Genomic DNA, 26,475 nt, shown 5'->3' with positions numbered 1-26,475 from the left:
GTCGGAGCCGGTCAGCTCGCCCTGCGGTGGAACGGGTGGAGAAGGTCGGAGAGGTGCCAGTGGTGGTCCCCGGGCTCCGGCAGCGGGGTCACGGCCGCGTCGCCGTCCGCACCGTCCTCCGTGGTCGCGGCTGCCCGGGGCCGCGGCGCCTGGTACTGCCGCTGCGCGGCCTCCCGTACCGACGAGACCTGGCCCGCGCGCATGATGCGCACGACATGCCCGTCGCAGTTGAGGCACGCGGGGCGGCTGAGCGGCGACGGCACGACCTGGCCCTCCGCCACGTACATCACGAACTGGTGGCCGTCGGTGTCCGTGTGGTGCTCTATCTCGTACGACTGCTCCCAGCCGTGCCCGCACCGCATGCAGGCGAAGGAGTACGACTCGTTCACCACGGCTGTGGCGGGGCCACGAAGGCCTGTCTGCCCTGCGATCTCACTCATGCCAGCTCCTGCTTGACTTCCGCTGGACAAGCGCCTCCGGCGAGGGGATTCCCCCCGGAATCCCGTTGGAGGCGAGGGACGGGTGCGTCCCTCAGTCCAGTGGACGCCTCACGCAGGGCGAATGCATCAGACCTGTCGACTGTTGGAGGCGATTTGGACTCTTCTTGTCAAATCGCCCCGGACAGCCGGTCCGGACTTTGCATTCGGCGACGCTGCTTTGCTCCGCCATGGGGCGCGCGCTCATGGGAGGAGCGCCCTGCTCAGAGGGGCCGTATCCGCAGCTCAGAGAGGCTTTCCCGACGGCCGCTCGGCGGGCTTCATGCGGCGGCTCAGAGGGGTTTTTGCGCAGTCTTCGCCGCCACCACGGCATCGAACACCTCGCGCTTGGGAACGCCTGCCTCGACGGCCACCGCGGCGATCGCCTCCTTGCGCCGCTCCCCCGCCTCCTCGCGCACCCGCACCCGCCGTACCAACTCGTCGGCGTCGAGTTCCTCGGCCTTCTCCGGCGCCCCTTCGACCACGACGGTGATCTCGCCGCGCACGCCTTCCGCCGCCCACTCGGCCAGTTCGCCGACCGGGCCGCGCTTGATCTCCTCGTACGTCTTCGTCAGCTCCCGGCAGACGGCGGCCCGCCGCTCGGCGCCGAAGACCTCGGCCATCGCGGCGAGGGTGTCGTCGAGCCGGTGCGGGGCCTCGAAGTAGACGAGGGTCCGCCGTTCGTCGGCGACCTCGCGCAGCCGCGACAGGCGTTCGCCGGCCTTCCGCGGCAGGAACCCCTCGAAGCAGAACCGGTCCACCGGCAGCCCCGACAGCGCGAGCGCGGTGAGCACGGCGGACGGCCCGGGGACGGCGGTGACCTTGATGTCCCGCTCCACGGCGGCGGCGACCAGCCGGTATCCGGGGTCGGACACGGACGGCATCCCCGCGTCGGTCACCAGGAGCACGCGCGCGCCGCCCAGCAGCGCCTCGACCAACTCCGGTGTCCGGGCGGCCTCGTTGCCCTCGAAGTAGGACACGACCCGCCCCTTGGGCTGCACCCCGAGCCCCTGCGTGAGCCGCCGCAGCCGTCGGGTGTCCTCGGCGGCGACCACGTCGGCACCCGCCAACTCCTCGGCCAGCCGCGGCGGGGCGTCCGCGATGTCGCCGATGGGGGTGCCGGCAAGGACCAGAGTTCCGGGAGCAACTGTCACGTTTCCATCCTCTCAGGGGAGAGAGGCGGGACTCACACAGACCTGTTCCCTACGATGGCGCGGTGACCAGTACAGCGTCGTCCATGGACTCCACGGACACCCGGCAAGGGCAGGCACCGCACGAGCAGCGGCCGTCGTGGCAGCAGCGGCTGCGCCGATTCGGCTACACGGCGGGGCCCAGAAGCGACGTACGGGACCGGCTGGTGCCGCCGTACGCGGAGCCCGGCCCGCGGCTGTGGGCGGCGCTCGGCTTCTCGCCGGCGCTCGTCGACCGCGTCAACCGCTGGTCGGGCTGGGGCGGTCCGCTGCTGGTCACGCTGATGGCGGGCGTGATGCGCTTCTACCACCTGGGCAGCCCGAAGGCGGTGATATTCGACGAGACGTACTACGCGAAGGACGCGTGGGCGCTGGTCCACCGCGGCTTCGAGGTCAACTGGGACAAGAACGCCAACGACCTGATCCTCCAGCACAACGGTCACATCCCCATCCCGACGGACGCGGCCTATGTCGTGCACCCGCCGGTCGGCAAGTACGTCATCGGCATCGGCGAGCTGATCTTCGGCTTCAACCCCTTCGGCTGGCGCTTCATGACCGCGCTGCTGGGCACGCTGGCGATCCTGATGCTGTGCCGCATCGGCCGCCGCCTGTTCCGTTCCACGTTCCTGGGCTGTGTCGCGGGCGTCATGATGTCGATCGACGGCCTGGCCTTCGTGATGGCCCGCACCTCGCTGCTCGACGGCGTGCTGATGTTCTTCGTGGTGGCCGCGTTCGGCTGCCTGGTGATCGACCGGGACAGGGCCAGAGAGAAACTCGCCGCCGCGCTGCCGGTGGAGGCCGACGGCCGGGCCCGCCCCGACGCCCACGTCGCCGACACCCTGTTCCTCGGGCTGCGTCCGTGGCGCTGGCTGGCCGGCCTGATGCTCGGCCTCGCGATCGGCACCAAGTGGAACGGCCTCTACGTCGCGGCCTTCTTCGTCCTGCTGACCGTTTTCTGGGACATCGGCACCCGCAAGGTCGCGGGCGCGAGCAGGCCGTACGTGGCCGCCCTGCGCTACGACTCCTTCCTCGTCGCCTTCTCCATGGGCGTCGTCCCCGTCGCCGTCTACCTGACCTCGTGGATCGGCTGGATCCTCTCCCCCGGCAACGGCACCGGCGGCTACTTCCGCAACTGGGCGGCGACCGACGGCAAGGGCGGCTTCTGGAGCCACTTCATGCCGGACTGGGCGCGCAGCCTGTGGCACTACGAGCACGAGGTCTACGAGTTCAACATCGGCCTGCACTCGCCGCACACGTACATGTCCAACCCGTGGAGCTGGCTCGTCGACGGCCGCCCGGTCTCGTACTTCTACGAGTCCCCCTCCCCCGGTTCGGACGGCTGCCCGGCGAGCGCGGGCGAGAAGTGCGCCCGCGAGGTCCTCGCCATCGGCACCCCGATGCTGTGGTGGGCGGCCTGCTTCGCGCTGCTGTACGTCCTGTGGCGCTGGGCGTTCCGCCGCGACTGGCGCGCGGGCGCGATCGCCTGCGGCGTCGCGGCCGGCTACCTCCCCTGGTTCCTGTACCAGGACCGCACGATCTTCTTCTTCTACTCGATCGTCTTCCTGCCCTTCCTCTGCCTCGCGGTCGCGATGCTGATCGGCGCGATCATCGGCCCACCGGGCTCCAGCGACACCCGCCGGGTCACGGGCGCGGTGGGCGCGGGCGTCCTGGTCCTGCTGATCACGTGGAACTTCATCTACTTCTGGCCGCTGTACACGGGCACGGCGATCCCGATCGACCAGTGGCGGTCGCGGATGTGGCTGGACACCTGGGTGTGAGGCGCTGTCCCGGCCCGGCCGTCAGTCGTCCTGCTTGAGGGTGTTCTTGCCGGGCCCGCCGTCCAGTACGTCCGTGCCGGGGCCGCCGTACAACTGGTCGTCGCCCCGGCCGCCGTAGAGCCGGTCGTCGCCCCCGTCGCCGTACAGGTGCTGGTCGCCCCGGTCGCCGTAGAGGACGTCGTCGCCGTCGCCGCCATGGCCGAAGTCGTCGACGTGGAGGGTGTCGTCGCCCCGGCCGCCGTAGGCGGAGGCAGTGCCGGTCGTGAGGGTGTCGTCGCCGTCCTCGCCGTAGACGTTCTGGGCCTCGCGCGCGGTGCCGGTCCAGGTGTCGTCGCCCGCGCCGAGCCAGACCTCGTTGTAGGCGAGGATGAAGCCGGACGTGCGGTTGTGGACGACGGCGGTGTCGTCACCGTCGCCGAGCCGCAGCGAGAGCCTGAGCGAAGGGTCGGTCTCCATCTCGTCGATCTCCACCGTGCAGGCGACCTTGGTGCGGTCGTCGGCGTCGGGGTAGGCGCAGTGCTTCTTCGGCGCCTTGACCGGGACCACGTCGTCGATCAGGTACGTGAGGATCAGATCGTTGTGCTTCCCCGTCTCGGTGACGGTCACGTGGTTGGCCTGGCCCGGTGCGGCGGTGTACGTGATCCCGCCGTCCCCTGTGACAACAGCCGGCGGCCCCTTGTACGGCCCGGTCCCCCGATGCAGCGCGACCCGTACGGCGACTCCCAGCGCCAGCACCAGGATCAGCACCGCCGCGACGCGGAACACCCGGTGTCCGCCGAGTCGAGCGAGCATCGCACCACCTCCGTGGGCCAGTTGGGGACCGGTCACCGTTCCCGACCCCCGGCCCCCACCCCTGGTTGCCCGGTATCGCCCAGCGTTCGCCGTACGTTCACATACGTGGCCCGTCGGTCGGGGCGATTCAGCCCCCTGATCTCTGTTAGGACAACAAAAGGCAACACCCCTCACAGCTTTCCCCCACGCCACCTACAGTCGGAGGACTGACACGGGGAGGGGAACGACCCATGCGCAAGGGGGTAAAGGCCACCGTCATCGGCAGTGTGTTCGCCGTGATGGTGGGAGGGGCCGGGTACGGGGCGTACAACGTCGTGTCCGCGATGGGCGGCAGTTCCGGGATCGCCGGGTCCGGTGGGCCCGCGCCCGTGAAGACCGGGCCGCCCAGTGCCGCCGAGGTCAAGGCGACGACGAAGAAGTTCTTCGCGGCCTGGGAGAGCGGGGAGTCGGTGTCCGCCGCGTCGTACACGAACAACGACGCCGCCGCCGACCCCGTGCTGGAGTCCTACGGCGGGGCCGGTCACATCACGAAGGTGAAGATCACGCCCGGTACGACGACGGGCGCCACCGTGCCGTTCACGGTGCACGCGACGGTGTCGTACAAGGGCGTCGACAAGCCGCTCGACTACAAGAGCAGGCTGACCGTCGTACGCGGCAAGACGACCGGGCGGGCGCTCGTCGACTGGCAACCGACCGTCGTGCACCCGGAGTTGAGGACCGGCGACACGTTCGTCACCGGGGAGGCCGCGAGTCCGGCGATCGAGGCCGTGGACCGGGACGGGAACGTGCTCACCAAGGAGAGGTACCCGTCGCTGGGGCCGATCCTCGACGAGCTGCGCGCCAAGTACGGCGACAAGGCGGGCGGTACGCCCGGCATCGAGCTGGCGATCAAGCACGCCGTCGCGGACTCGGCCGACACCACGCTGCTGACCCTGGAGAAGGGCAAGGCGGGCAAGGTGCGCACGACGCTCCGCGCGAGCGCGCAGGCCGCCGCGGAGAAGGCCGTGACGAAGTACTCGGAGTCGTCGATCGTGGCGCTCCAGCCGAGCACCGGGCAGGTGCTGGCGATCGCGAACAACCGCAACGACGGCTTCAACGCCGCGTTCCTGGGGCAGTTGGCGCCCGGCTCGACGATGAAGATCATCAGTGCCGCCACGCTCATCGACACCGGGCTGACCACGATGAACGGCCCGGCGCCCTGCACACCGGACGCGGTCTGGCAGAGCCAGACCTTCCACAATCTGACGGGCCTCAAGCCGGATGAGGGCGCCACGCTCGCCGACAGTTTCGCCCGCTCCTGCAACACGGCGTTCGTGAAGTTCGCCGACTCGGTCAAGGTGGACTCGCTGACCCGGGAGGCCGAGGACCGCTTCGGACTCGGCCGGGACAACTGGAAGACCGGCATCCCGTCCTTCGACGGCTCGGTCCCCGCGTCCGGCGGCCCGGACACCGCGGCGAACCTGATCGGCCAGGGCCAGGTGCAGATGAGCCCGCTGAACATGGCGTCGGTGACGGCGACCGCGAAGACGGGCACGTTCCGCCAGCCGGTGCTCGTCGCGCAGAGCCTCGACGACCGCCAACTCGCCACCGCGAAAGGCCTGTCGGCGAGTACGTCGGACCAGCTGCGGGCGATGATGTACCGCACCGCGACCAGCGGCACCGCGGCCGGCATCATGGCCGGGCTCGGCCCCGACATCGGCGCGAAGACGGGGTCCGCCGAGGTGGACGGGCAGGCCAAGTCCAACAGTTGGTTCACCGGCTACCGCGGCGACGTGGCGGCGGCGGCCATGACCCAGGACGGCGGCCACGGCATCGACGCCGCCGGACCGATCGTCCGCGCGGTACTGGCGGCGGGTGGCTGAACCCACGCCCGCGGACGGCGGCGAGCGGCTGGACTCAACTCACCCCGGCGGACGGCGGCGAGTGGCCCAACTCACGCCCACGGACGGGAACTCACCCGCACAGGACGGGACTCTAATGTGTGCCCCGTCGTTGGGGTGTGTGAGGGCTGAGACGGGCCGAGTGACGACGGGGGCCCAAAGGGATCAGGGATTCGCGGAGGATCGGGAACTGTGGGCACCAGGGGCAAGAGAAGGCGCGTACCCGAGCGGCGGAAGGCGAGACCCGCCGTGGTCGGGGGCGCGATCGCCGTGGCCGTCGTCGGGGCGGGCGTAGGGGCGTACGTGCTGTACGACGGCGGGGCGTCCGCCGAGGCGCGCACGTCGAACACCGCGGACCACAAGGCCATCAAGAAGGGCCCGTTGTCGGCGACCGAGGTGCAGACGACAGCGAAGCGGTACCTGGCCGACTGGCAGCAGGGCAAGGTCGCCCAGGCCGCCGCCGTGACCGACAGGTCGACGGCGGCCACCGCGCTGCTCACCGGCTACAGCAAGAACGCCCACATGAAGGGCATCACCGTCACCGAGGGCACCCCCACCGGCGCCAAGGTCCCCTTCTCGGTGAAGTGCACGGTGTCGTACAAGGGCATCAACAAGCCCATGACGTACGCCACTTCACTCACCGTCGTGCGCAGCGCGAAGGACGGCAAGCCCTACGTCCAGTGGCACGCCTCCGTCGTCCACCCGGACCTCGCGGACGGCGACACCCTGGTGACGGGCGAGTCCGGCACCCCGCCGATCAAGGCCTACGACCGGGACGGCGGCGAGCTGACGACGGCCAAGTACCCGTCCCTGGGGCCGGTGTTGGACGGGCTGCGGGAGAAGTTCGGCAAGAAGGCGGGCGGCAAGGCGGGCATCGAGCTGCAAGTGGTCCGCGGCAAGAAGTCCAAGCAGTCCGACAAGACGCTCGTCGAGCTGAGCAAGGGCACCCCGGGCAAGGTGAAGACGACGCTCAGCCCGACGCTCCAGGCGGCGGCCGAGACACAGGTGAGCAAGCAGAAGAACTCCTCGGTCGTGATGACGCGTGCGTCGACCGGCGAGATCCTGGCCGTGGCGAACGCCTCGCACGGCTTCAACGTGGCCTTCCAGGGCTCCCTGGCCCCCGGTTCCACGATGAAGATCGTGACGTCGACGATGCTCTTCGAGAAGGACCTGATCACCCCGGACGCGTCCCACCCCTGCCCCAAGACATACAAGTTGGCGGGCTGGACCTTCCACAACGACGACGACTCGGAGATCAAGAAGGGCACGTTCAAGATGGCCTTCGGGGCGTCCTGCAACAACGCCTTCATCAACTTCGCGCCCAAGCTGAGCAACAGCGACCTGACGACGGAGGCCCAGCAGGTCTACGGCCTCGGCATGAACAACTGGGCCATCGGCGTCCCCACCTTCGACGGCTCGGTCCCGGTGCAGAGCGGCGCGCAGATGGGCGCCTCGCTGATCGGCCAGGGCGGGGTCCGGATGAACCCGCTGAACATGGCCTCGGTCGCCGCCACGGTCGACACGGGCACCTTCCACCAGCCGTACCTGGTCTCGCCGACGGTCGACAACCGCACGATCGCGAAGGCCTCGCGCACGATGTCGTCGACGACGCAGTCCGAGCTGAAGGAGGTCATGCAGTACACGGCGGCCTACGGCACGGCGGCGCAGGCCATGTCCGGGCTCGGCCCCGACTACGGCGCCAAGACCGGCTCGGCGGAGGTCGACGGCCAGAAGAAGCCCAACGGCTGGTTCACCGCGTACAAGGGCGACCTCGTCGCCGCGGGTGTCGTCCAGGCGGGCGGACACGGCGGCGACACGGCCGGCCCGATCGTGGCGGCCCTGCTGAAGCTGGGCAACAGCCTCGGCGGCTGACGCTCAGGTGCCGACGGGTTCGGTGGCCATATAGGTCCGCCGCAGGAACCGCATGATCGCCTTCGTCTCGAACTGGACGACGGAGACGCCCTGTTCGGAGTGGAACTCGACCACGGCCTGCACCCGTCCGCACGGCCACACCCGCACCTCGCCGCTGCCGGCCGGGGCACGCAGCCCCTGCTCCAGCAACTCCCGCTCGAAGGTCCATTCATGCGGTCCGGGCAGATCGATACGGACGGCTCGCGGATCGGATTCGGGGTCGTACCGCAGGACGACGGGGACGGCGTCACCATCCAGCCGGTCCACGTCCTCGTCGGTGACGATATGGGCTCGCGCGTACTGTTCGACTACGGACATCGGGCGGCCCCTTACGCTGAGTGACCTGTGTGAAAGCTATGCATCCGCTTCCACTACCCCAATGTCGCATATTTTCCCGGGAGCGCCCTCCGGGGCGACAGATCTCACATCTCGATCCGGTAGCTTCTCGCTCTTGCAAAGCAGTCGCAATAACCATCTAAAATCATCCCGTGCATGTCCCTGACGGATTCATAGACGCCCCCGTGTCCGCCGCGACCGCAGTGGTCGCCGCCGGTGCCATCGCCGTGAGCCTGCGCGGCGCGCGCCGCGAGCTCGACGAGCGCACGGCGCCGCTGGCGGGCCTGGTCGCCGCCTTCATCTTCGCCGTCCAGATGCTCAACTTCCCGGTCGCGGCCGGCACCAGCGGCCATCTGCTGGGCGGGGCGCTGGCCGCGATCCTGGTCGGCCCCTACACCGGCGTCCTCTGCGTCTCCGTGGTCCTGCTCATGCAGGGCATCCTGTTCGCGGACGGCGGGCTGACCGCGCTCGGCGTGAACATCACCGACATGGCGATCACGACGACGGTCGTGGCGTACGCCGTCTTCCGCGGCCTGGTGAAGATCCTCCCGCGCACCCGCCGCTCGATCACCTTCGCGTCCTTCACCGCGGCCCTGCTCTCCGTCCCCGCCGCCGCCCTCGTCTTCACCCTCCTCTACGCCCTCGGCGGCACCACCGACGTCTCGATCGGCAAGGTCGCCACCGCGATGATCGGCGTGCACGTCCTCATCGGCGTCGGCGAGGCGGCGATCACCGCGCTGACGGTCGGCGCCGTGATCGCCGTACGCCCGGATCTCGTCTACGGCGCGCGCGGCCTCGAGCAGCGCCTCAAGCTCCGCGTGAACGGCGAACTCGTCGACGCCGCGCCCCGGTTGAGCCCCGTGGCCGCCACCCCGCGCACCTCGCACCGCAAGGTGTGGATCACCGGCCTGGCCGCTTCCCTCCTCCTCGCCGGTTTCGTCAGCTTCTACGCCTCCTCGAACCCCGACGGCCTGGAGAAGGTCGCCGCCGACCAGGGCATCGACCGGAAGGCCCAGGAGCACGCCAACGCGGACTCCCCGCTCGCCGACTACGGTGTGCGCGACGTCGACGACGCCCGGCTCTCCGGGGGTTTGGCGGGCGTGATCGGCGTGGGCGTCACGGTCGTCGCGGGCACGGGTGTCTTCTGGGCGGTCCGCAGGCGCCGTAGCGGCACCTCGCAGGTGGCCTGAGATGGGCGCGGGCCACGCCCACCGCCTCTACCGGCACGGCCACTCCCCCGTCCACGCGCTGCCCCCGCACACCAAACTGGCCGCGGTCTTCGCGTTCGTGGTGGTCGTGGTGTCGACCCCGCGCGAGGCGATGTGGGCGTTCGCGGTGTACGCGGTACTGCTGGGGCTGGTGGCCCGCGCGGCCCACGTACCCGCCGCCTTCCTGCTCCGCCGCCTGCTGATCGAGATCCCCTTCGTCGCGTTCGCGGTCCTCATGCCGTTCGTGGCGGAGGGCGAGCAAGTGACCTTCCTGGGCCTGGAGTTGAGCGTGAACGGCCTCTGGGGCGCCTGGAACGTCCTCGCGAAGGGCACCCTCGGCGTGGCCGCCTCCGTCCTCCTCGCCGCCACCACCGAACTCCGCGAACTCCTCCTGGGCCTCCAGCGGTTGAAGCTCCCACCGCTCCTCGTCCAGATCGCGTCCTTCATGATCCGCTACGGCGATGTCATCACCGACGAGATGCGGCGGATGCGGATCGCCCGCGAGTCACGGGGTTTCGAGGCCCGGGGTGTCCGCCACTGGGGTGTGCTCGCGAAGTCGGCGGGCGCGCTGTTCATCCGCTCCTACGAACGCGGGGAGCGGGTCCATCTGGCCATGGTGAGCCGGGGTTACGCGGGTTCCATGCCGGTGATCGACGAGGTGACGGCGTCCCGCGCGCAGTGGTCGTACGCCCTCGCACTGCCCTGTACCGCCTTTGCCGTATGCCTGTTGGGATGGACGCTGTGACCGATTCCCTTTCGTTGGAGGTCTCCGGGCTGGCCTTCGCCTATCCCGACGGCCATCAGGCTCTGTTCGGCGTCGACTTCACCGTCGCGCGCGGTGAACGGGTCGCGCTGCTCGGCCCGAACGGCGCCGGCAAGACCACCCTCGTCCTGCACCTCAACGGCATCCTCACGGGCGGCGCGGGCACGGTGACGGTGGCCGGACTCCCGGTCGGCAAGCGGCACATGGCGGAGATCAGGCGCCGGGTCGGCATCGTCTTCCAGGATCCGGACGACCAGCTCTTCATGCCGACGGTCCGCGAGGACGTGGCGTTCGGCCCGGCGGCGGCCGGGACGAAGGGCGCCGAGCTGGAGCAACGGGTGCGTACGGCACTGGAGTCGGTGGGCATGGCGGACTTCGCGGACCGTCCCCCGCACCATCTGTCGTTCGGGCAGCGGCGGCGGGTGGCCGTGGCCACGGTGCTGGCGATGGAACCCGAGATCCTCGTCCTCGACGAGCCCTCCTCGAACCTCGACCCCGCCTCGCGCCGCGAACTGGCCGACATCCTGCGGTCGTTGGACGTGACGGTCCTCATGGTCACGCACGACCTGCCGTACGCGCTGGAGCTGTGCCCGCGCGCGCTGATCCTGAGCGAGGGCGTGATCGCGGCGGACGGCAAGACCGGCGAACTCCTCTCCGACGACGCCCTGATGCGGGCCCATCGTCTGGAGTTGCCCTTCGGGTTCGACCCGCGGTCCGTGACAATGGGCGCGTGACGAACGAGGACCACGAGGACCGTACGGATGCCGGGTCGCTGCTCCTCGACGAGCAGTTGTGCTTCGCGCTGTACGCGGCCCAGCGGGCGCTGACGGCCGCGTACCGCCCGCTCCTGGAGGAGTTGGAGCTGACCTACCCGCAGTACCTCGTCCTCCTCGTCCTGTGGGAGCGCGGCGAGAGCACGGTCAAGGACCTGGCCGCCGCCCTGCGCCTCGACTACGGCACGGTGTCGCCGCTGCTGAAACGCCTGGAGGCGGCGGGGCTCGTGCACCGGGAGCGCGCGGCGCACGACGAGCGCTCGGTGCTGGTCGCGTGCACGGAGCGCGGCACGGCCCTCAGGGAGCGGGCGACCCGTGTCCCCGGCGCGCTGCTCGCGGCGACGGAACTGGAGCTGCCGGAGGTGGCCCGTCTGCGCGGGGAACTGTGGCGGCTGGCGGAGCGCGCGGGGGCGGCGGCGGAACGGGCCCGCTGACCTCGGGTTACCGACGGTTTACACCCCCTGCTGGCCATGCGTCACCTACCGGTCAGTATCTTGTGCGCGATGTAGTTGCACACTCTTGTGTTTCCGCCCCGGGGGAGGTCCCGCCATGACCGACGACACCGCTGCCACCGCCGCGAACGCAGCAGCCACCGCCGTCGACACCCGCCCGACGAAGATCATGTACGTCGCCGAGGCCACCGCCCACGGCGGCCGGGACGGCTTCGTCAGCAGCCAGGACGGCCAGCTCGCCCTCCAGGTCGCGATGCCCCCGGCCCTGGGCGGCGACGGCAACGGCACCAACCCCGAGCAGCTCTTCGCGGCCGGCTACAGCTCCTGCTTCCACAACGCGCTGGTCCTGGTCGGCCGTAGGGCGGGCTTCGACCTGACCGGTTCCACGGTCGCCGCGAAGGTCGGCATCGGCCCCAACAAGCAGCGCGGCTACGGCCTCGCGGTCGCCCTGAGCGTGTCCCTGCCGATCCTCGACGCGGGCATCGCGGCGAAGCTGGTGGACGCGGCGCACGAGGTCTGCCCGTACTCGAACGCGACGCGCGGGAACATCGACGTGACGATCCTGCTTGGTTGAGAGAGGGGCCGTACGGCGGAACGAGGAGCACGGGCGTGGACGTGAACGGTGTGGTGGCCGAGGGCTTCGAGCCGGTCAGGGACGCGTTCGTGGGGAACTTCGAGGCGCGCGGGGACCGGGGCGCGGCGGTGACGGTGTACCGCGACGGGCACCGGGTCGTGGATCTGTGGGCGGGCACCAAGGACGTCGACGGCACCGCGCCCTGGCAGCGGGACACGGCCCAGATCGTCCGCTCGGCGACGAAGGGCGTGGCGGCCGCGGCGCTGCTCCTGCTGGCGGAGCGCGGGGAGCTGGACCTGGACGCCCCGGTGGGCGAGTACTGGCCCGAGTACAAGGCGGCCGGCAAGGAGCGGACCCTGGTGTGGCATCTGCTCGCGCATCGCGCGGGTGTGCCGGTGCTGGACCGGCCGCTGACCCCGGTGCAGGCCGCCGATCCGGTGCAGGGTGCGGCGGCGGTGGCGGCGCAGGCACCGGTGTGGGAGCCGGGCACGGACCACGGGTATCACGCGCAGACGTACAGCTGGCTGACCGGTGAACTCGTCCGCCGGGTGACGGGCCGGTCGATCGGCGAGTGGATCGCGGACGAGATCGCGGGACCGGTCGGGGCGGATCTCTGGGTGGGTCTGCCCGCCGGTGAGGCCGCTCGGGTGGGCCGGGTGGCGCAGTCGGAGGCACCGGCGGCGGACGCGGGGGCCCTCCGTACACGCCCCAAGCGGTCGGTCTCCGAGGCGTACGCGAACCCGGACTCCCTCACCCGGCGCGCGTTCGGGGCGATCACGCCGATGCCGGACGAGAACGACGCGGCGTACCGGGCCGCCGTACTCCCCGCGTCGAACGGCATCGCGACGGCGGACGGACTGGCCCGTTTCTACGCCTCCCTGATCGGCGAAGTGGACGGCGGGGCACGGCTGTTCGCCCCGGAGACGGCCGAGCCGGCCCGCGCGGAACGCTCGTCGGGCCCGGACCGCGTGCTGGTGATCAACACCCGTTTCGGCCTGGGCTACATGCTGCACGGCGGCGCGTCCCCGCTCCTCTCGGAGGGCTCCTTCGGCCACCCGGGCCGGGGCGGCGCACTGGGCTTCGCGGACCCCGCCTCGGGCATCGCGTTCGGGTATGTGACGAATTCGTTCCGCAAGAGCGTGACGGCTGATCCACGGGCGCAGGCGCTGGTCAGAGCGGTGCGCACCGCCCTGTCGTAGCGCACTGGTACGGCTGTGGCCGTCGGCACCGCGGCCTGTGTTCACGGCCCCGGGGCAACAATGGGGTATGCGCTGCTGTTTCTCGGCTCCCCTCGCGGCCTTCGCCGCGCTCCCGACTCCCTACGACGTCCTGCGCTCCGGAACGCTGCTCGCCCCGGCCCTGCTGCGTGCCGCCCACGCCGGTATCCCGCGCGGCAAATACCGCCAACTGGCCGCCGTACACCTGGAGTTGGTCACCCTCACCGAGGACAGCGCCATCATCACCTGGCACACCCGGATACCCGGTACCGACGACGGCCTCGGCCACCCGCTCCCCGCGGTCACCGAGGGCGAGGTCGTCTACGGCACCCACCCGGCCCGGCTCAACCGCGTCGCGGCCGAGGACCGGCCCACCGCGCACCACCAGGTGGAGCTGACCGGCCTGGAGCCCGGGCAGACGTACTACTACCGGGCGCGCTCCCGGGGCGTGACGGCCGTACCGACGCCGTTGCAGCACGTGCGCGGGAACGCCGTCGGCACCTCGCGGCACGGCCTCCGCTCGCTGACCGGCACGTACTCCTTCACCACGCCCCAGCCCCCGCCCGGCAGGCACCTGCTGTCCATCGCCCTCTGCAACGACCTGCACCTCGGCGAGACCACCGCGGGCCTGATGGCGGGCTTCCCCCTGCTGCGCGGGGTGTCGCAGGCTGCGGGCCTCGACGCCTATCCGGAGCTCATGACCCGGGCCCTGGTCGAGGAGGCCAAGCGGCGCGGGGCGGACGTCCTGCTCGCCGCCGGGGACATCTCGGCGGGCGGATCGCCGCGGGACCTGGCCGAGGCCAGACGCATCCTGGACGGCTTCGGCACGCTAGGCCGGGACTACTTCGTCGTACGCGGCAACCACGACCGTGCGGAGGGCTCCGCCGACACGTTCCGGGAGGGGTTCCGTGAGGGGTTCGGCAGTGGCGGCGGGCCCGGCTGTTTCGCCCACGATCTCGGCGGGCTGCGGATCATCGGGCTCGACACGTACGCCAAGGCCGGCAACGGGGGTGACGCGGGCGGGCTCGGTGAGGAGCAGCTGTCCTGGTTCCGGGGCCGGCTCCGAGCCGAACCGGACCGGCCGACCGTCGTCTTCGGTCACCATCCGCTGACGGTACGGGACTCCGTGTTCCCGGTGACCCGCGGGCAGCAGCTGGATCGGCGGCAGGCTCGGGCGATCGTCGACGCGTACGCCTCGGCGCCGGGGGTCTTTCTTCACCACGCGGGGCACACCCATCGCAACAAGCGGACCGTGCTGGTGCGGGCGCCGCATGTCGTTCAGCAGGAGGTGACCGCCGCGAAGGACTATCCCGGAGGGTTTCTGCTGCTGCGGGTGTACTCCGGGGGGTATGCGCTCAACCACTACAAGGCCGGCGGTGTCGAGGCGCGGGAGTGGGGGGAGCGGTCTCGGCGGGTGGCGGGTGGGTTGTGGCCGCATCATGCGTTGGGGCGGGCGGCGACGGACCGCAACAGTGTGCGGGCGCACGACTTGAGCGGGGTCGGTTCGTTGGGGGTGGCTGTTGGTTGAGGGGCGCGGGAACGGAATGGTCGGAGTGTGCGGGACGTTTCCCGTCCATGACGCCCAAGAACGACAGCGCTGACGCCCGTACGATCACCAATCCGCCCGCGCTCCACGACCCCGCCCCCTTCGGGTACAGCCATGCTGTGTCGGCGCCCGGTGAACTGGTCTTCATCGGCGGGCAGTACGCGTCCGACGAGACGGGTGCGCCGGTGCCGGGGGACTTCGCGGCGCAGGTGGAGGTGGCCTTCGCTCGGCTCCGGTCGGCCCTTGCGGGAGTGGGGCTCGGGTTCGAACACGTGGTGCGGCTGGGGACGTTCGTCGTCGATCACGACCTCGCGAAGCTGGAGACCCTGGGCAAGGCGCTGCACGCGCACTTCGGCGACCGGCTGCCGGCCCAGACGCTGAGCGGGGTCGCGTCGCTCGCGCTGCCGGGGATGCTGTTCGAGGTGGACGCGGTGGCGGTACGGCAGGCCTGACCGGAGCGGCTCTCAGGCAGGCGCCACTTCCGAGATCAGCACGCGGACGCGCGTCTCGATCGCGTCCCGGATCGGGCGTACGGCCTCGACGCCCTGCCCCGCGGGGTCGTCGAGCTGCCAGTCCAGGTACCGCTTGCCGGGGAAGACGGGGCAGGTGTCGCCGCACCCCATGCTGATCACGACGTCGGACGCCTGCACGGCCTCCACGGTGAGGACCTTCGGAACCTCGGCGGCGATGTCGACGCCGACCTCCCCCATCGCTTCGACCACGGCCGGGTTGACGGTGTCGGCGGGAGCCGAGCCTGCGGAACGGACCTCGACGCGGTCGCCCGCGAGGTGGGTGAGGAAGGCGGCGGCCATCTGTGAGCGACCGGCGTTGTGGACACAGACGAACAGCACGGAGGGGCGCGAGGGGGACGTACTCATGGCGGGTGACTTTCTCGGGACGTGATCAGGAACTGACGGGCTGGGGCCGGGACTTGGGTTCGGTCAGCAGGCCGGGGTGCTGCTCGCGCACCGGACCGTGGACGACAGCCACGACCCCGAACCCGAGCGCGCCGCCGAGCAGTTGGGCGGCGATGAACGGGGCGACGGAGGCGGGCGCGATCCCGGCGAAGGTGTCGGTGAAGGCCCGTCCGATGGTCACCGCCGGGTTCGCGAACGCCGTGGAGGAGGTGAACCAGTAGGCGGCACCGATGTACGAGGCCACGGCCGCCGGGGCGAGCGCGACTCGGCCGACCCGCCCCAGCCCGAGCACCACCAGAACCAGTCCACCCGTGGCGACGACCTCCCCCAGCCACAGATGCCCCGCGAAGCGCTCGTGCGCGGAGAACTTCACCAGCGGTTCGCCGAACATCGCGTCGGCCAGGACCGCACCGCCGACCGCCCCCACGACCTGGGCGGGTACGTATGCGGCGAGATCCCGCAGGGTGAACCCGCCGGGGGTCCGACGTCCGCCGAACCATGCGGCGAGGGTGACGACCGGGTTGAAGTGCGCGCCGGAGACCGGCCCGAACACGGCGATCAGCACGCCCAGGCCGAACACGGTGGCGAGGGAGTTGGCGAGCAGCCGCACACCGGCGTCGTGCGACAGCCCGGTGGCCTGAATGCCGGAGCCGACGACCACCGCCACCAGCAGCCCGGTACCGATCGCCTCCGCGACGACCCGGCGACCGAGCGGAGCGTTCACGCGCGGGCCCCGGCCGGCTCCGGAGCGGTCAGGAACGCGGCGAGCCGCTCCAGCACGCCGGGCAGCACCCAGTAGTACACCCAGGTCCCGCGCCGCTCGCAGTCGATGAGCCCGGCCTGGCGCAGCAGCTTGAGGTGATGGGAGATCGTCGGCTGGGAGAGCTCGAAGGCAGGTGTCAGCTCACACACGCACACCTCACCCCCGTCACCCCGCGAGGCGATCATCGACATCAGCCGCAGCCGCACCGGGTCGCCGAGGGCCTTGAAGACCTTCGCCAGATCGACTGCCTGCTCCTCGTCGAGCGGCGCGGCGCCCAGCCCGGGGCAGCAGGCGGCAAGCTCTTGTTTCGACATGCTTCTATGTTGACGTTCTTCGATACAGAGCGCAAGGTGGCAGGCAGCAGACACCTGGGAGCGACTCATGAGCGAACAGCCCACCACCGACCTGCGCGAAACGGTCCGCCTGCGATACGCGGCGGCAGCCGTGCAGGTGACCGAGGGCGGCACGGCCTGCTGCGGACCGCAGCCGGTCGAGATCGACGAGGAGAACTTCGGCTCGACTCTCTACGCCGCCGACGAGCGCGACGCGCTGCCCACCGAGGCGGTCGCGGCCTCGCTGGGCTGCGGCAACCCGACCGCCGTCGCGGAACTGCGCGAGGGCGAACGCGTCCTCGACCTCGGCTCCGGCGGCGGCATCGACGTCCTGCTCTCGGCCCGCCGCGTCGGCCCGACCGGCAAGGCGTACGGCCTGGACATGACCGAGGAGATGCTCGCCCTCGCCCTGGCCAACGCGGCCAGGGCGGGCGCCACGAACGTGGAGTTCCTCAAGGGCACCATCGAGGCGATCCCGCTGCCCGCGAACACCATCGACGTCGTGATCTCCAACTGCGTGATCAACCTGTCCACCGACAAGCCGACCGTCTTCACCGAGACCTTCCGCGTCCTACGGCCCGGCGGTCGGATCGGCATCTCCGACGTGGTCGCCGACGACACCCTCACCCCCACCCAGCGGGCCGAGCGCGGAGACTACGTCGGCTGCATCGCCGGAGCCCTGTCCTTCACCGAATACCGCCAAGGCCTGGAGGCGGCCGGCTTCACGCACATCGAGATCACCCCGACCCACTCGGTCGCCGACGGCATGCACTCGGCCGTCATCCGCGCGGACAAGCCCACGGCAGAGCCCACGACAGAGCCCTAACCGGCACGCAGCATGAGCCCGATGCCGATGACCAGCAGTCCGGCCGCCGCGATACGTGGGGCTCCGAAGCGTTCCTTGAAGAAGACGGCTCCGATGGCCGCGCCGACGATGATCGAGGACTCGCGCAGGGCGGCGATGGGGGCGAGTTCGGCGCGGGTCTGGGCCCACAGGACGAGGGCGTACGCGGTCACCGACAAGGCCGCGCCGAGGAAGCCGACGGCGGCGAACGGCCGTAGTGTCGTGAGGAATTGGCCTCGCCAGCGGTGCAGCGCGTACGCCGGGATGACCAGTCCCTCGATCGCAGCCCAGTCGGGCCTCCGCCCGCGCATTCCCCACAGGGCGACGCCGGTCAGGCCCGTGCACGACAGGGCGATGCCGGCGGCGGCCCAGGCGTTCGGCACCTCGTGGGCGAAGACGGCGGCGAGGACGGTCACGACGAGAGGTGCGGTGCCGCGCGCGATGGGGTACGCCTGCCCGAAGTCCCCCAGCCGGAAGGACTGCATCAGCAGCACGAAGTACACGACGTGGATGACGCCCGACACGATCAGATACGGCCACGCCTCAGCCGCCGGGAACGCGGCGAACGGCGCCAGCGCGAAGCCGATCAGCGCACCGCCGCCCGCGATCAGCGTGAAGCCGATGAGCTTGTCCGTGATGCGGTGGGCGAGGGCGTTCCAACAGGCGTGGGTGACCGCTGCGAGCAGGACGGCGGCGGCGACCAGCGGGGTCACGAGGGCTGCTCGCGCACGTCCACCAAGGTGGCACCTGCGTGTGCGACGAGTTCCTTCGGCTCCATGGGAAACACGGCATGCGGATTGCCTGCGGCGGCCCATACGACGTCATGCGCGAGGAGTGACCTGTCAGCGAGCACACGGGTCTTCGTACGGTGGCCGAAGGGCGGCACGCCTCCGATGGCGTACCCGGTCGTCTCCCGTACGACGTCCACCTTGGCCCGCGTGACCTTCTCTACGCCGAGCTCCTTCCGGACGAGTTCCAGGTCCACCCTTGATGCGCCGTCCATCAGCACCAGTACTGGAACCCCGTCCGCCGCGAAGATCAACGACTTGCAGATCTCACTCAACTCGCACCCGATCGCTGCGGCGGCCTCTGCCGCGGTACGGGTGGCGTCCGGGAAGCGCCGGATGCTGCCGAGCAACTCCCCGAGTCCCAACTCCCTCAGCGCTTCGGCGAATCGGGGGTTCGCGCCGGAGTTGTCGTTCTCGGTGTTGTTCGTGGTCATGGGGGCACGGTAGCGGCGGGTGCACTGGGCCTGCGACTGAGTTCCGAACGTTGGGCCACTCGCTTCTCGGCCGGAGTGAAGGAGCGCGCTCGCGCCTCGCCAGCACGCCGGGTCGGCTCGGCGGCCAGCGGCGGGCGGATGGGTGGGTGCTGGAAGCTGGGGGTAAAACTAACCACCGTCATGCACCTTGACCGGTTAGAAGAGACCCCAGCTTCCAGAGAGGACAGGGTCTGCAGGGCGGGGAGATGCGACACCAATCGACCCCCCACTGTCACATTTCTGCGATGAACAGCCTAGAAGCGGGTCTCGACCTCGCCCTACCCAGCCAACCGGAGCAGGGCGAGACATGCCATGCCTGGATCAGGCATGGCACTCAGCAGTACGGTGGCTGGTTGGTCAGGGATGCTGCGAACCGGTCCCGCGCGTGTTTCACGGCCCCCGTCCTCACCGAGGCGTCCCATTCCGTCATCTCTGTGCAGGCGCAGTCGTCGCCGGTGAGGACCGTCAAGGCAACGCCGATGGCGGCCGCGGTCGCGTGGGCCAGGCCGATCTCACCGACAGGCCGGCCGGCCAGCCAGATGTCGGTGGCGCCAGGCGTAACGGCACCACGTACGGCCGCGTTGACGTCCTCCGCCATCATCAGCCGCCGTCCGCCGCGCCTCCCGGGGGCACTGCTTCCTGGCTGGCTTCTGATGGGGCGTGGCCGAAGTCGTACGGAGCCCAGTCGGTGATCCGGCGGTATCCGAGGCGTTGGTAGAGGGCATTGCTGGTGGGGTTGCCCGCGTCCGTGTAGAGCACGACCTCTGTGGCGCCTGCGGCGCGCGCGGCCCGGCTCACCTCTGCGGTGACGGCGGCTGCGTAGCCGAGTCCGCGGAGGTGGGCCGGGGTGTAGACGGGGTCCACCCGGACCATTCCGGCGATCATCGGATTCACGCCTGCCATGGAGACGGGGGTGCCGTCGGGGGTCTCCCAGAAGGTGTAGGTCTTCTCAGCGAAGCGGGTGCCGGCCCAGGAGACGGCGTCGATGGTGACGGTCTCACCGAGGTCGACGGCGAGTTCACGGCACCAGCGCATGAGGTGGTCGTGGTCCTGCTCGCCCACTGGGCGGCTGTGACCGTCCGGGTGCGGGTTCGGCGGGGTGAGGGTGCCGAGACGGTAGAGGTGCATCCGGACGCGAAGTGTGGTTGTCGCGCCAGTGTGCCGCTGCCAGGCTTCGGCGAATGCGGTGGCGGTGTCATGGTCCGCGGTGACACCGGCGAGGCCGTGGCCGAGGCCGGCCAGATGGACGACGAGGGCGTCGGCCCGCTCGGAGGAGAGCGGAGTGAGGATCAGTCGGCGGGTCGGCGAACGGTAGAAGATCGCTTGGGTCTCGCCCGCCGACTCAAGTCGGCCGAAGAGGACGGCTCCTGGGGTGAACGCGCCCGGTCGGGTCCGCCACTTCTCCAGTGTGGTGAGCGGCGTGTTGTGCAGAGCAGGGCGCGAACGGAGAAAGCCTCCGGCGCGGGCCAGTAAGTCCTCGATGTCTTCGGTGAGGTGCCAGGTGTCCGGAAGCATGGTTCATGGTCCCGGATGTACTCGACTCGGTTCAGTACTCACTTCGAAACGTACGCGACGAACTCACCCCACACGGGTGTGGAGAGGGTCACCTGCGCACCCGGCTTGTTCTTCGAGTCGCGGACATGGATCGCGGAGGGGGCTATGGCCACTTCAACGCAGTCATTGATATCCCCGCTGTCGCTGTAGCTGCTCTTGAACCAGTGGAGTTCTGGCGTGTTCATAGTCTCCCCAGCGCCTGCTCGATGAAGGCCAGCGACTCCCTGGGCGTGAGAGCCTGCGACCGGATCATCCCATGCCGCATTTCCAGGATACGAAGATCCTTGGGGTCTGAGACCGGCCGACCGCTGAACGCACCGTCGGACCGCCCGACCGCAGAGCCGTCTGCAAACTTCATCACCTGGATCATGCCGTGCACCCCGCCGTGCTCCTGGCTGTCAGTGGGCATGACCTGGAGCGAGACATTCCGCAACTGTCCTACCTCCAAGAGGTGTTGAAGCTGTCGGCGCAGCACAGCCTCCCCTCCGTAGGGTCGTTCCAGCGTCACCTGCTCCTGGATGAACATGAGCATCGGCGCCGGCTCCCGCTCGAAGATCGCTTTCCTCGCCATACGTGCGGCGATCCCTCGCTCGACCTCGTCCTTGGAGTAGGGGGGCAGCACCATCCCGAACAACGCCCGCGCGTATTCCGGCGTCTGCAACAGGCCGTGCAGGTTGTGGTTGTTGTAGACCAGCACCTCAACGGCCCGGTCTTCCAACTCCTTCAGCTCCCGCACCTTCTTCGGATACCGAGCCTTCTGCATGTCCTCCATGAACGCCCTCAAGTGGCCGCCCGCGTTCACGAGTTGGTCGACCCTGTCCAGGAACTCCGGCCTCGGGATCCGCACCCCCCGCTCGATCTTCCGGATCATGTCCTCGCCGTAGCCCATGGCGACCGCCACCTCGGACACCCGCAGCCCCGCCAACTCCCGGAAAACCCTGAGCATCCTCCCCACCGCCTGCACCAACGGCTCGATCTCGTCGCCGGGTTCGACATCCCAACCGGCCTCGTCCTCAACCTCGTTCATGCCCCACCTCCATCGCGCTTCCGTACCCGTACAACCGCCGAGACAGCCGAGACAGTGCGGGACAAAGGCGAGACGGTAACGCTACGCACCCACTCCATCACTCACCCAGGGAAGCAAACCGAGCCACTCTGAGTGACATGAATCAAGGAACCGCCGCCCCTCCCAACTTCACCGTTCTCCTCTCCCCCACTCCTCGGGGCGCCCGCCTCGCCCGGCTGCTCGCCAAGGAGCAACTCCGTTCCTGGGAGGTGCCGTTGGACCGCGCGGAGCACATCGTCGCCGAGCTCGCGGCCAATGCCGTCACGCATGGACGCGTCGCGGGGCGGGACTTCCGGCTGACGCTGTACGTCGTCGCCGGGACGCTCCGTATCGAGGTGTCGGACACCCGGGGTGATCGGCTCCCGCGGCTTCAACTCGGGGACCCCGGTGCCGAGTCGGGGCGGGGGCTGCTGCTGGTGGACGCGCTCGCGGACCGGTGGGGTGTCGCTCCGGGGCCGCATCCGCGCAAGACCGTCTGGGCGGAGGTCAGGGTGTGAGGGCGACGTCCTTCGTCGGTTCGACCGCCGCCGTACGGCCCGGGGCCGTGTGGTACTTCCAGTACAGGTTCGTGTGGGCGATGACCTGGTCCGGGGGCGGCGCACCCCAACGGCTGAGGTCCGACGTGGTGTGGGCGTCGCCGACGAGTGTCACGTCGTAGCCGCGGACGAAGGCGCCGTGGAGCGTGGAGCGGATGCACGCGTCGGTGGACGCGCCGGTCACCACCAGGCGTCCGACCCCGGCCTCGGCGAGTACCTGTTCCAAGGACGTGTCCTCGAAGGAGTCGGGGTAGGTCTTGGGGACGAGGGGTTCCGGGTCGCGGCGGGTCAGTTCGGGGACGTACTCCCAGGCCTCGCTGCCCAGCGGCACGTTCTCGTCGGAGTGCTGGATCCAGACGACCTGGACGTCTTCCTCGCGTGCCCGCTCGACCAGCGCGGCGATGTTGGCGACGACCGCGTCACGCTCGTACGCGTCCGCCACGACGCCGACCTGGACGTCGATCAGCAGGAGTGCGGTGTTGGGGCGTTCTGTGAGTGTGGTCATGCCCGACACGCTAGTTGGGCCCACTGACATCGGCTCGGTTCGGATCCGCCTGAATGTCGGTTCGGATCCGGCTGAATCCAGGTTCAGATCGGTGTGAAACGCGGCTTCACCGGTCCGATCTCGCCCCGCTCCGCCAGTTCTGCCAGGTCCTCCGGCTCCAGGAACTCCCGTACGTCCGGGTCGAGTCCGTGGTGCGGGTCCAGGGTCCGTAGCTGTTCCACGAAGTCGAGGACGAACGCGGTGAACGGTCCGTCGAACACCTCCGGTTCCGCCCCGTGGCTGTAGGTGACGATCTTCCAGTGGTCCGGGTCCTGATCGCAGGGCCGGAAGAAGTGTTCGTCGCCGGAGTGGTCGTAGCCCCAGGAGATCAGGCCGCCGGGTTCCGGGTGGAAGGGGAACGGGTGGAGAGTCGGGCTGCGGCGCCGGCTCGCGGCGAACGTCTCGTGGATCTTTCGCATCCGGTCCAGGAGGGGGGTGGTGCCCCGCGGGTGGAAGACCACCAGTTCGTCGCAGATCAGGCCCGTGCCGTAGGCGTCGAGAAAGGCCTTGAAGTCGGCGGGCAGCGCGGAGGCGACGTACGCCTCGGTCTCTGTCCAGTCGTCGGCCGATGGTTGCCGCGGCGGAGTCGACGGGCCGAGCAGCCGCACCAGTTCGTCGAGTGCTGTCACGTCCGTCACCCTGTCACCGACGCGATCTGCCGCGCCACCCGAACTCGGTGACGCGGCAGATCAGTTGCCCGGTGCCTCAGTGCCTCGCGGCAGCCGCCTCAGGCCCGGACCAACTCCCGGTCCTCGTCGGGATCCGAGTTCTTGGCGTCGAGGTCGCGCAGGCCCTCGCCCTCGACGTCCACGTTGGGCAGGATCCGGTTCAGCCACTGCGGCAGCCACCAGGCCTTCTTGCCCAGCAGGGCGAGCACCGCGGGGACGATCGCCATGCGGACCACGAAGGCGTCGAAGAAGACCGCGACCGCCAGGCCGAATCCGATCATCTTGACCATGGACTCGCTGGAGGTGATGAAGCCCGCGAAGACCGCCATCATGATGACCGCCGCGGCGGTGACGACCCGCGCGCCGTGCTTGAACCCGGTGACGACGGCCTGGCTGGGCTTCTCGCCGTGGACGTACGCCTCGCGCATCCGGGTCACGAGGAACACCTCGTAGTCCATCGCCAGGCCGAAGACCACGCCCACCAGGAAGATCGGCATCATCGACATGATCGGGCCGGTCTCCTCCACGCCGATCAGGCCCGCCAGCCAGCCCCACTGGAAGACGGCGACGACCGCGCCGAGCGAGGCGAGCACGCTGAGCAGGAAGCCGAGGGCCGCCTTCAGCGGGACCAGGATCGAGCGGAAGACCACGATCAGCAACAGGAACGCCAGGCCGACGACCAGGGCCAAGTACGGGATCAGGGCGTCGTTGAGCTTCTGGGAGAAGTCGATGTTCATCGCCGTGGTGCCGGTGACCAGCACCTGCGCGTCCGTGTCGGCCTCGATGCCGGCGCCCTCGCCCCGGATGGAGTGCACCAGGTCCTCGGTGGTCACCGACGACGGCTTGGAGTCGGGCACGACGGTGATCGTCGCGGTGTCGCCGGCCTTGTTGAACACGGCCGGGCTGACCGAGACGACGTCGTCGAGGGTCTTGATCTTGTCGGTCACCGTGGTGGCGGCGGCCTTGGGCGCGTCGCTGTTCTTGGCGTCCACGACGATCATCAGCGGGCCGTTGAAGCCGGGACCGAAGCCCTCCGCGAGGAGGTCGTAGGCCCGTCGCTGGGTGGTGGACGTCGGCTGCGAGCTGTCGTCGGGCAGGCCCAGCTGGAGCTGGCTGGCCGGCAGCGCGATCGCGCCGAGGCCGAGCACGCTGAGGACCAGGACGGCCGCGGGACGCCGTACGACGAAGCTCGCCCAGCGGGTGCCCATGTTCGGCCTGGCCGCCTTGGCCGCCTCCTTGGCGCTGCCGCCGCCCATCCACTTGGCCTTCTCGCCGGTGGGCCTGATCCTGCGGCCCGCGTAGCCGAGCAGCGCCGGGATCATGGTCAGCGCGATGAGCACCGCGACGACGACCGTACCGGCCGCCGCGACACCCATCTTGGTCAGCATCGGCACGTTGACGACCGCGAGTCCGGCCAGCGCGATGACGACCGTCAGGCCGGCGAAGACCACCGCCGAACCCGCGGTGCCTACGGCCCGGCCGGCCGCGTCCTCGCGTTCGCGGCCCTCGGCCAGTTCGGCCCGGTAGCGGGAGACGATGAACAGGGCGTAGTCGATGCCGACGGCCAGGCCGATCATCATCGCCAGCGTCGAGGTCGTCGAGCCCAGGTCCAGCGCCTTCGCCAGGACCGTGATCGTCGAGACGCCGATCCCCACCCCGATGATCGCCGTCAGCAGCGGCAGACCGGCCGAGACGAGCGAGCCGAGGGTGATGAGGAGGACGACCGCGGCGAGGGCGACACCGATGATCTCGCCGATGCCCATCTCCGCGGCGGCCTGGAGCGCGTCACCGCCGACGTCCACGGTCAGCCCGGTGGCCCGGGCCTGGGCCGCGGTGTCCTCAAGGGCGTCCTTGCTGGTGTCCTTGAGTTCCATGCCGGCGACGTCGTACTTCACCGAGGTGTAGGCGACCGTCCCGTCCTTGCTCACGGCGTTCGTGGTGAACGGGTCGGAGACGGAGACGACCTCGGAGCCGTCGGACAGCTCCTTCACCGTCTTCTCGACGGTCGCCCTGTTGGCGGCGTCGGTCATCTTCTCGCCGCTCGGCGCCTTGAAGACGACGCGCGCGGTGGCGCCGTCCGAACTGGAGCCGGGGAAGCGCTGGTCGAGCAGGTCGAAGGCCTTCTGGGCCTCGGTCCCGGGTATGGAGAAGGAGGTGGAGCCCGCGGCGGGCGCGCTGGCCGCGCCGACTCCCGCGAGGGTCAGCAGGGCGATCCAGATGAGGGCGACGAAGTGGCGTCGCCTGAAGGCGAGACGGCCGACTTTGTAGAGGAACGTGGCCACGAGGGCGTACTCCCGGTCAGGTCGTGGGGTTCTTCGGGGCAGGGGTGATCAGCCGGTTGGGGACACGGGTGATCGGCCCGACGACGTGAGCGGTTACGTCAGGTGGGCGTGCTGGGTGTGGACAGGGGTGCTGGGTGTGTCAGGTGGTGGGTGCGCCCAGTGCGGGGAGCACCACGGCGTCGATGTACGACAGCAGGAAGGCCTGGGTGGGCGGCTGCTCGTCGATCATGGTGCGGGCGGCGAACCCGCCGATCATCATGTGCACGATGTATTCGATCGCCGGATTGTCGGCACGGATCTCACCCCGGTCGACCGCCCGCTGGAGCACCGTCTGGAACTCCGCCATCTCGGGCTCGACGAGGTGTTCCCGGAACGCCTTGAGGAGGTCCGGGCTGCCGTGCATCGCCATGGCCAGGCCCCGCATCAGCGCGGAGTTCTGTTCCATCTCGCAGTCGTCCGACCGCATCGTGAGGGCGTGGAAGTCGCCCCTGAGCGAACCGGTGTTGACGGCGGCGGCCGATGCGCCGGGCTTGTTGTGCCGCACCGCTTTGGCCACCAGCTCGGCCTTGCCGCCCCACTGGCGGTAGAGGGTCGCCTTGCTGGACCGGGTGCGCGCCGCTACGGCGTCCATGGTCAGGGCGTCGTAGCCGACTTCGCGGAGCAGGTCGAGCACGGCCGAGTACAGCTCGGCCTCGCGCTCGGGTGTGATGCGACTGCGACGCGCCGTTGCGACTTCAGTCATGCGACTCACCTTCCCAGCTCCGAACGACACGGTTTCGTACATGACGAATGTAGCGCACCTCCCTACGAAA

At 70.0% G+C, this 26,475-nt stretch carries 30 protein-coding genes; 13 read left to right on the top strand and 17 right to left on the bottom strand.

Annotation, left to right across the window (positions count from 1 at the left end):
• Positions 1-11: 11 nt before the first annotated feature.
• Together ACIRRY_RS34125 and rsmI are read right to left on the bottom strand one after the other, a co-directional pair.
• Positions 12-440: a hypothetical protein gene (locus tag ACIRRY_RS34125; RefSeq protein ID WP_403980495.1), complete on the bottom strand. Its 429-nt coding sequence runs from the start codon at positions 438-440 to the stop codon at positions 12-14.
• Positions 441-769: 329 nt separating this feature from the next.
• A complete protein-coding gene (gene rsmI / locus ACIRRY_RS34120) occupies positions 770-1,630 on the bottom strand; it encodes a 16S rRNA (cytidine(1402)-2'-O)-methyltransferase (RefSeq protein ID WP_403980492.1) in 861 nt (286 codons plus the stop codon).
• 62 nt (positions 1,631-1,692) lie between these two features.
• On the opposite strand from rsmI, the gene ACIRRY_RS34115 reads away from it, so the two are divergent.
• Complete coding sequence (locus tag ACIRRY_RS34115; protein WP_403980489.1) at positions 1,693-3,444, top strand: dolichyl-phosphate-mannose--protein mannosyltransferase; 1,752 nt, start codon at positions 1,693-1,695, stop codon at positions 3,442-3,444.
• Positions 3,445-3,465: 21 nt separating this feature from the next.
• Here ACIRRY_RS34115 and ACIRRY_RS34110 read toward each other — a convergent pair whose 3' ends face one another.
• On the bottom strand, positions 3,466-4,236 hold the full coding sequence (locus tag ACIRRY_RS34110; protein WP_403980486.1) for a calcium-binding protein: 771 nt from the start codon (positions 4,234-4,236) through the stop codon (positions 3,466-3,468).
• Between the two features lie 230 nt (positions 4,237-4,466).
• Between ACIRRY_RS34110 and ACIRRY_RS34105 the strand changes: the two genes are divergently transcribed.
• Both ACIRRY_RS34105 and ACIRRY_RS34100 read left to right on the top strand, forming a co-directional pair.
• A complete protein-coding gene (locus tag ACIRRY_RS34105) occupies positions 4,467-6,098 on the top strand; it encodes a penicillin-binding transpeptidase domain-containing protein (protein WP_403980483.1) in 1,632 nt (543 codons plus the stop codon).
• A gap of 210 nt (positions 6,099-6,308) precedes the next feature.
• Positions 6,309-7,988 carry a penicillin-binding transpeptidase domain-containing protein gene (locus tag ACIRRY_RS34100; RefSeq protein ID WP_403980481.1) on the top strand — a complete coding sequence of 560 codons (1,680 nt, stop codon included), beginning with the start codon at positions 6,309-6,311 and terminating at the stop codon, positions 7,986-7,988.
• A gap of 3 nt (positions 7,989-7,991) precedes the next feature.
• Here ACIRRY_RS34100 and ACIRRY_RS34095 read toward each other — a convergent pair whose 3' ends face one another.
• Positions 7,992-8,345 (bottom strand): SsgA family sporulation/cell division regulator, encoded by a 354-nt coding sequence (locus ACIRRY_RS34095; RefSeq protein WP_403980479.1) that lies wholly within the window; start codon positions 8,343-8,345, stop codon positions 7,992-7,994.
• A 170-nt stretch (positions 8,346-8,515) separates the two neighbouring features.
• On the opposite strand from ACIRRY_RS34095, the gene ACIRRY_RS34090 reads away from it, so the two are divergent.
• From ACIRRY_RS34090 to ACIRRY_RS34055, 8 genes are all read left to right on the top strand, one after another.
• A complete protein-coding gene (locus ACIRRY_RS34090) occupies positions 8,516-9,553 on the top strand; it encodes an energy-coupling factor ABC transporter permease (RefSeq protein ID WP_403980476.1) in 1,038 nt (345 codons plus the stop codon).
• A gap of 1 nt (position 9,554) precedes the next feature.
• Entirely contained in the window at positions 9,555-10,316 is a 762-nt protein-coding gene (cbiQ, locus tag ACIRRY_RS34085) for a cobalt ECF transporter T component CbiQ (protein WP_403980473.1), read from the top strand.
• On the top strand, positions 10,304-11,068 hold the full coding sequence (locus ACIRRY_RS34080) for an energy-coupling factor ABC transporter ATP-binding protein (RefSeq protein WP_403980471.1): 765 nt from the start codon (positions 10,304-10,306) through the stop codon (positions 11,066-11,068). The genes cbiQ and ACIRRY_RS34080 overlap by 13 nt, the downstream gene beginning before the upstream one ends.
• Positions 11,065-11,541, top strand: a complete 477-nt coding sequence (locus ACIRRY_RS34075) for a MarR family winged helix-turn-helix transcriptional regulator (RefSeq protein WP_403980468.1) — start codon at positions 11,065-11,067, stop codon at positions 11,539-11,541. The genes ACIRRY_RS34080 and ACIRRY_RS34075 overlap by 4 nt, the downstream gene beginning before the upstream one ends.
• Before the next feature lie 115 nt (positions 11,542-11,656).
• The gene (locus tag ACIRRY_RS34070) at positions 11,657-12,133 is read left to right on the top strand and encodes an organic hydroperoxide resistance protein (RefSeq protein WP_403980466.1); all 477 of its coding nucleotides are present in this window, start codon (positions 11,657-11,659) and stop codon (positions 12,131-12,133) included.
• 35 nt (positions 12,134-12,168) lie between these two features.
• Complete coding sequence (locus ACIRRY_RS34065; RefSeq protein WP_403980463.1) at positions 12,169-13,332, top strand: serine hydrolase domain-containing protein; 1,164 nt, start codon at positions 12,169-12,171, stop codon at positions 13,330-13,332.
• Positions 13,333-13,399: 67 nt separating this feature from the next.
• Positions 13,400-14,878: a metallophosphoesterase gene (locus ACIRRY_RS34060; RefSeq protein WP_403980461.1), complete on the top strand. Its 1,479-nt coding sequence runs from the start codon at positions 13,400-13,402 to the stop codon at positions 14,876-14,878.
• 47 nt (positions 14,879-14,925) lie between these two features.
• Entirely contained in the window at positions 14,926-15,348 is a 423-nt protein-coding gene (locus ACIRRY_RS34055; RefSeq protein WP_403980458.1) for a RidA family protein, read from the top strand.
• Between the two features lie 12 nt (positions 15,349-15,360).
• Here the strand turns inward: ACIRRY_RS34055 and ACIRRY_RS34050 are convergent, their stop codons facing one another.
• The 3 genes from ACIRRY_RS34050 to ACIRRY_RS34040 are packed head-to-tail and all read right to left on the bottom strand — an operon-like array spanning position 15,361 to position 16,890.
• Positions 15,361-15,774: an arsenate reductase ArsC gene (locus ACIRRY_RS34050; RefSeq protein ID WP_403980456.1), complete on the bottom strand. Its 414-nt coding sequence runs from the start codon at positions 15,772-15,774 to the stop codon at positions 15,361-15,363.
• A 25-nt stretch (positions 15,775-15,799) separates the two neighbouring features.
• Complete coding sequence (locus ACIRRY_RS34045) at positions 15,800-16,537, bottom strand: aquaporin (RefSeq protein ID WP_403980453.1); 738 nt, start codon at positions 16,535-16,537, stop codon at positions 15,800-15,802.
• A complete protein-coding gene (locus tag ACIRRY_RS34040; protein WP_403980450.1) occupies positions 16,534-16,890 on the bottom strand; it encodes an ArsR/SmtB family transcription factor in 357 nt (118 codons plus the stop codon). Before ACIRRY_RS34040 ends, ACIRRY_RS34045 begins: the two co-directional genes overlap by 4 nt.
• Before the next feature lie 67 nt (positions 16,891-16,957).
• On the opposite strand from ACIRRY_RS34040, the gene arsM reads away from it, so the two are divergent.
• Positions 16,958-17,734 (top strand): arsenite methyltransferase, encoded by a 777-nt coding sequence (arsM, locus tag ACIRRY_RS34035; protein ID WP_403980447.1) that lies wholly within the window; start codon positions 16,958-16,960, stop codon positions 17,732-17,734.
• Here arsM and ACIRRY_RS34030 read toward each other — a convergent pair.
• The 6 genes from ACIRRY_RS34030 to ACIRRY_RS34005 all read right to left on the bottom strand — a co-directional run bounded on the left by ACIRRY_RS34030 (position 17,731) and on the right by ACIRRY_RS34005 (position 21,594).
• On the bottom strand, positions 17,731-18,465 hold the full coding sequence (locus tag ACIRRY_RS34030) for an EamA family transporter (protein WP_403980443.1): 735 nt from the start codon (positions 18,463-18,465) through the stop codon (positions 17,731-17,733). The genes arsM and ACIRRY_RS34030 overlap by 4 nt on opposite strands.
• Positions 18,462-18,974 (bottom strand): YbaK/EbsC family protein, encoded by a 513-nt coding sequence (locus ACIRRY_RS34025; protein WP_403980440.1) that lies wholly within the window; start codon positions 18,972-18,974, stop codon positions 18,462-18,464. Before ACIRRY_RS34025 ends, ACIRRY_RS34030 begins: the two co-directional genes overlap by 4 nt.
• Positions 18,975-19,347: 373 nt before the next feature.
• A complete protein-coding gene (locus tag ACIRRY_RS34020; protein ID WP_403980437.1) occupies positions 19,348-19,614 on the bottom strand; it encodes a M55 family metallopeptidase in 267 nt (88 codons plus the stop codon).
• On the bottom strand, positions 19,614-20,528 hold the full coding sequence (locus ACIRRY_RS34015) for a GNAT family N-acetyltransferase (protein ID WP_403980434.1): 915 nt from the start codon (positions 20,526-20,528) through the stop codon (positions 19,614-19,616). Before ACIRRY_RS34015 ends, ACIRRY_RS34020 begins: the two co-directional genes overlap by 1 nt.
• 38 nt (positions 20,529-20,566) lie before the next feature.
• Positions 20,567-20,752 carry a DUF397 domain-containing protein gene (locus ACIRRY_RS34010; protein ID WP_403980431.1) on the bottom strand — a complete coding sequence of 62 codons (186 nt, stop codon included), beginning with the start codon at positions 20,750-20,752 and terminating at the stop codon, positions 20,567-20,569.
• Positions 20,749-21,594, bottom strand: a complete 846-nt coding sequence (locus tag ACIRRY_RS34005) for a helix-turn-helix domain-containing protein (protein ID WP_403980428.1) — start codon at positions 21,592-21,594, stop codon at positions 20,749-20,751. Before ACIRRY_RS34005 ends, ACIRRY_RS34010 begins: the two co-directional genes overlap by 4 nt.
• Before the next feature lie 137 nt (positions 21,595-21,731).
• Between ACIRRY_RS34005 and ACIRRY_RS34000 the strand changes: the two genes are divergently transcribed.
• Positions 21,732-22,130, top strand: coding sequence for an ATP-binding protein (locus tag ACIRRY_RS34000; protein WP_403980425.1), 399 nt, complete (start codon positions 21,732-21,734; stop codon positions 22,128-22,130).
• On the opposite strand, the gene ACIRRY_RS33995 is transcribed toward ACIRRY_RS34000, so the two are convergent.
• The 4 genes from ACIRRY_RS33995 to ACIRRY_RS33980 all read right to left on the bottom strand — a co-directional run bounded on the left by ACIRRY_RS33995 (position 22,120) and on the right by ACIRRY_RS33980 (position 26,405).
• Positions 22,120-22,674, bottom strand: a complete 555-nt coding sequence (locus ACIRRY_RS33995; protein ID WP_403980422.1) for an isochorismatase family protein — start codon at positions 22,672-22,674, stop codon at positions 22,120-22,122. The genes ACIRRY_RS34000 and ACIRRY_RS33995 overlap by 11 nt on opposite strands.
• Before the next feature lie 83 nt (positions 22,675-22,757).
• Entirely contained in the window at positions 22,758-23,342 is a 585-nt protein-coding gene (locus ACIRRY_RS33990) for a hypothetical protein (protein ID WP_403980419.1), read from the bottom strand.
• Between the two features lie 98 nt (positions 23,343-23,440).
• A complete protein-coding gene (locus tag ACIRRY_RS33985) occupies positions 23,441-25,663 on the bottom strand; it encodes an MMPL family transporter (RefSeq protein WP_403980416.1) in 2,223 nt (740 codons plus the stop codon).
• A 139-nt stretch (positions 25,664-25,802) separates the two neighbouring features.
• Complete coding sequence (locus ACIRRY_RS33980; RefSeq protein ID WP_403980413.1) at positions 25,803-26,405, bottom strand: TetR/AcrR family transcriptional regulator; 603 nt, start codon at positions 26,403-26,405, stop codon at positions 25,803-25,805.
• Positions 26,406-26,475 lie beyond the last annotated feature (70 nt).

It is taken from the genome of Streptomyces sp. NPDC101776, from assembly GCF_044766845.1.
In the GTDB taxonomy this organism is placed as follows: domain Bacteria; phylum Actinomycetota; class Actinomycetes; order Streptomycetales; family Streptomycetaceae; genus Streptomyces.
Note: the sequence above shows the minus strand (reverse complement) of the source record. Positions and strands in the feature narration are given on the sequence as shown.

Coding starts and splice junctions, on each gene's coding strand:
- ACIRRY_RS34070 (WP_403980466.1), top strand. CDS start 11,657: ATGACCGACGACACCGCTGCCACCGCCGCGAACGCAGCAGCCACCGCC.
- ACIRRY_RS34040 (WP_403980450.1), bottom strand. CDS start 16,890: ATGTCGAAACAAGAGCTTGCCGCCTGCTGCCCCGGGCTGGGCGCCGCG.
- ACIRRY_RS34080 (WP_403980471.1), top strand. CDS start 10,304: ATGGACGCTGTGACCGATTCCCTTTCGTTGGAGGTCTCCGGGCTGGCC.
- ACIRRY_RS34000 (WP_403980425.1), top strand. CDS start 21,732: ATGAATCAAGGAACCGCCGCCCCTCCCAACTTCACCGTTCTCCTCTCC.
- ACIRRY_RS34025 (WP_403980440.1), bottom strand. CDS start 18,974: ATGACCACGAACAACACCGAGAACGACAACTCCGGCGCGAACCCCCGA.
- ACIRRY_RS34015 (WP_403980434.1), bottom strand. CDS start 20,528: ATGCTTCCGGACACCTGGCACCTCACCGAAGACATCGAGGACTTACTG.
- ACIRRY_RS34105 (WP_403980483.1), top strand. CDS start 4,467: ATGCGCAAGGGGGTAAAGGCCACCGTCATCGGCAGTGTGTTCGCCGTG.
- ACIRRY_RS34060 (WP_403980461.1), top strand. CDS start 13,400: ATGCGCTGCTGTTTCTCGGCTCCCCTCGCGGCCTTCGCCGCGCTCCCG.
- ACIRRY_RS34055 (WP_403980458.1), top strand. CDS start 14,926: ATGACGCCCAAGAACGACAGCGCTGACGCCCGTACGATCACCAATCCG.
- ACIRRY_RS34110 (WP_403980486.1), bottom strand. CDS start 4,236: ATGCTCGCTCGACTCGGCGGACACCGGGTGTTCCGCGTCGCGGCGGTG.
- ACIRRY_RS34125 (WP_403980495.1), bottom strand. CDS start 440: ATGAGTGAGATCGCAGGGCAGACAGGCCTTCGTGGCCCCGCCACAGCC.
- arsM (WP_403980447.1), top strand. CDS start 16,958: ATGAGCGAACAGCCCACCACCGACCTGCGCGAAACGGTCCGCCTGCGA.
- ACIRRY_RS33980 (WP_403980413.1), bottom strand. CDS start 26,405: ATGACTGAAGTCGCAACGGCGCGTCGCAGTCGCATCACACCCGAGCGC.
- ACIRRY_RS34010 (WP_403980431.1), bottom strand. CDS start 20,752: ATGAACACGCCAGAACTCCACTGGTTCAAGAGCAGCTACAGCGACAGC.
- ACIRRY_RS34005 (WP_403980428.1), bottom strand. CDS start 21,594: ATGAACGAGGTTGAGGACGAGGCCGGTTGGGATGTCGAACCCGGCGAC.
- ACIRRY_RS34095 (WP_403980479.1), bottom strand. CDS start 8,345: ATGTCCGTAGTCGAACAGTACGCGCGAGCCCATATCGTCACCGACGAG.
- cbiQ (WP_403980473.1), top strand. CDS start 9,555: ATGGGCGCGGGCCACGCCCACCGCCTCTACCGGCACGGCCACTCCCCC.
- ACIRRY_RS33995 (WP_403980422.1), bottom strand. CDS start 22,674: ATGACCACACTCACAGAACGCCCCAACACCGCACTCCTGCTGATCGAC.
- ACIRRY_RS34020 (WP_403980437.1), bottom strand. CDS start 19,614: ATGATGGCGGAGGACGTCAACGCGGCCGTACGTGGTGCCGTTACGCCT.
- ACIRRY_RS34050 (WP_403980456.1), bottom strand. CDS start 15,774: ATGAGTACGTCCCCCTCGCGCCCCTCCGTGCTGTTCGTCTGTGTCCAC.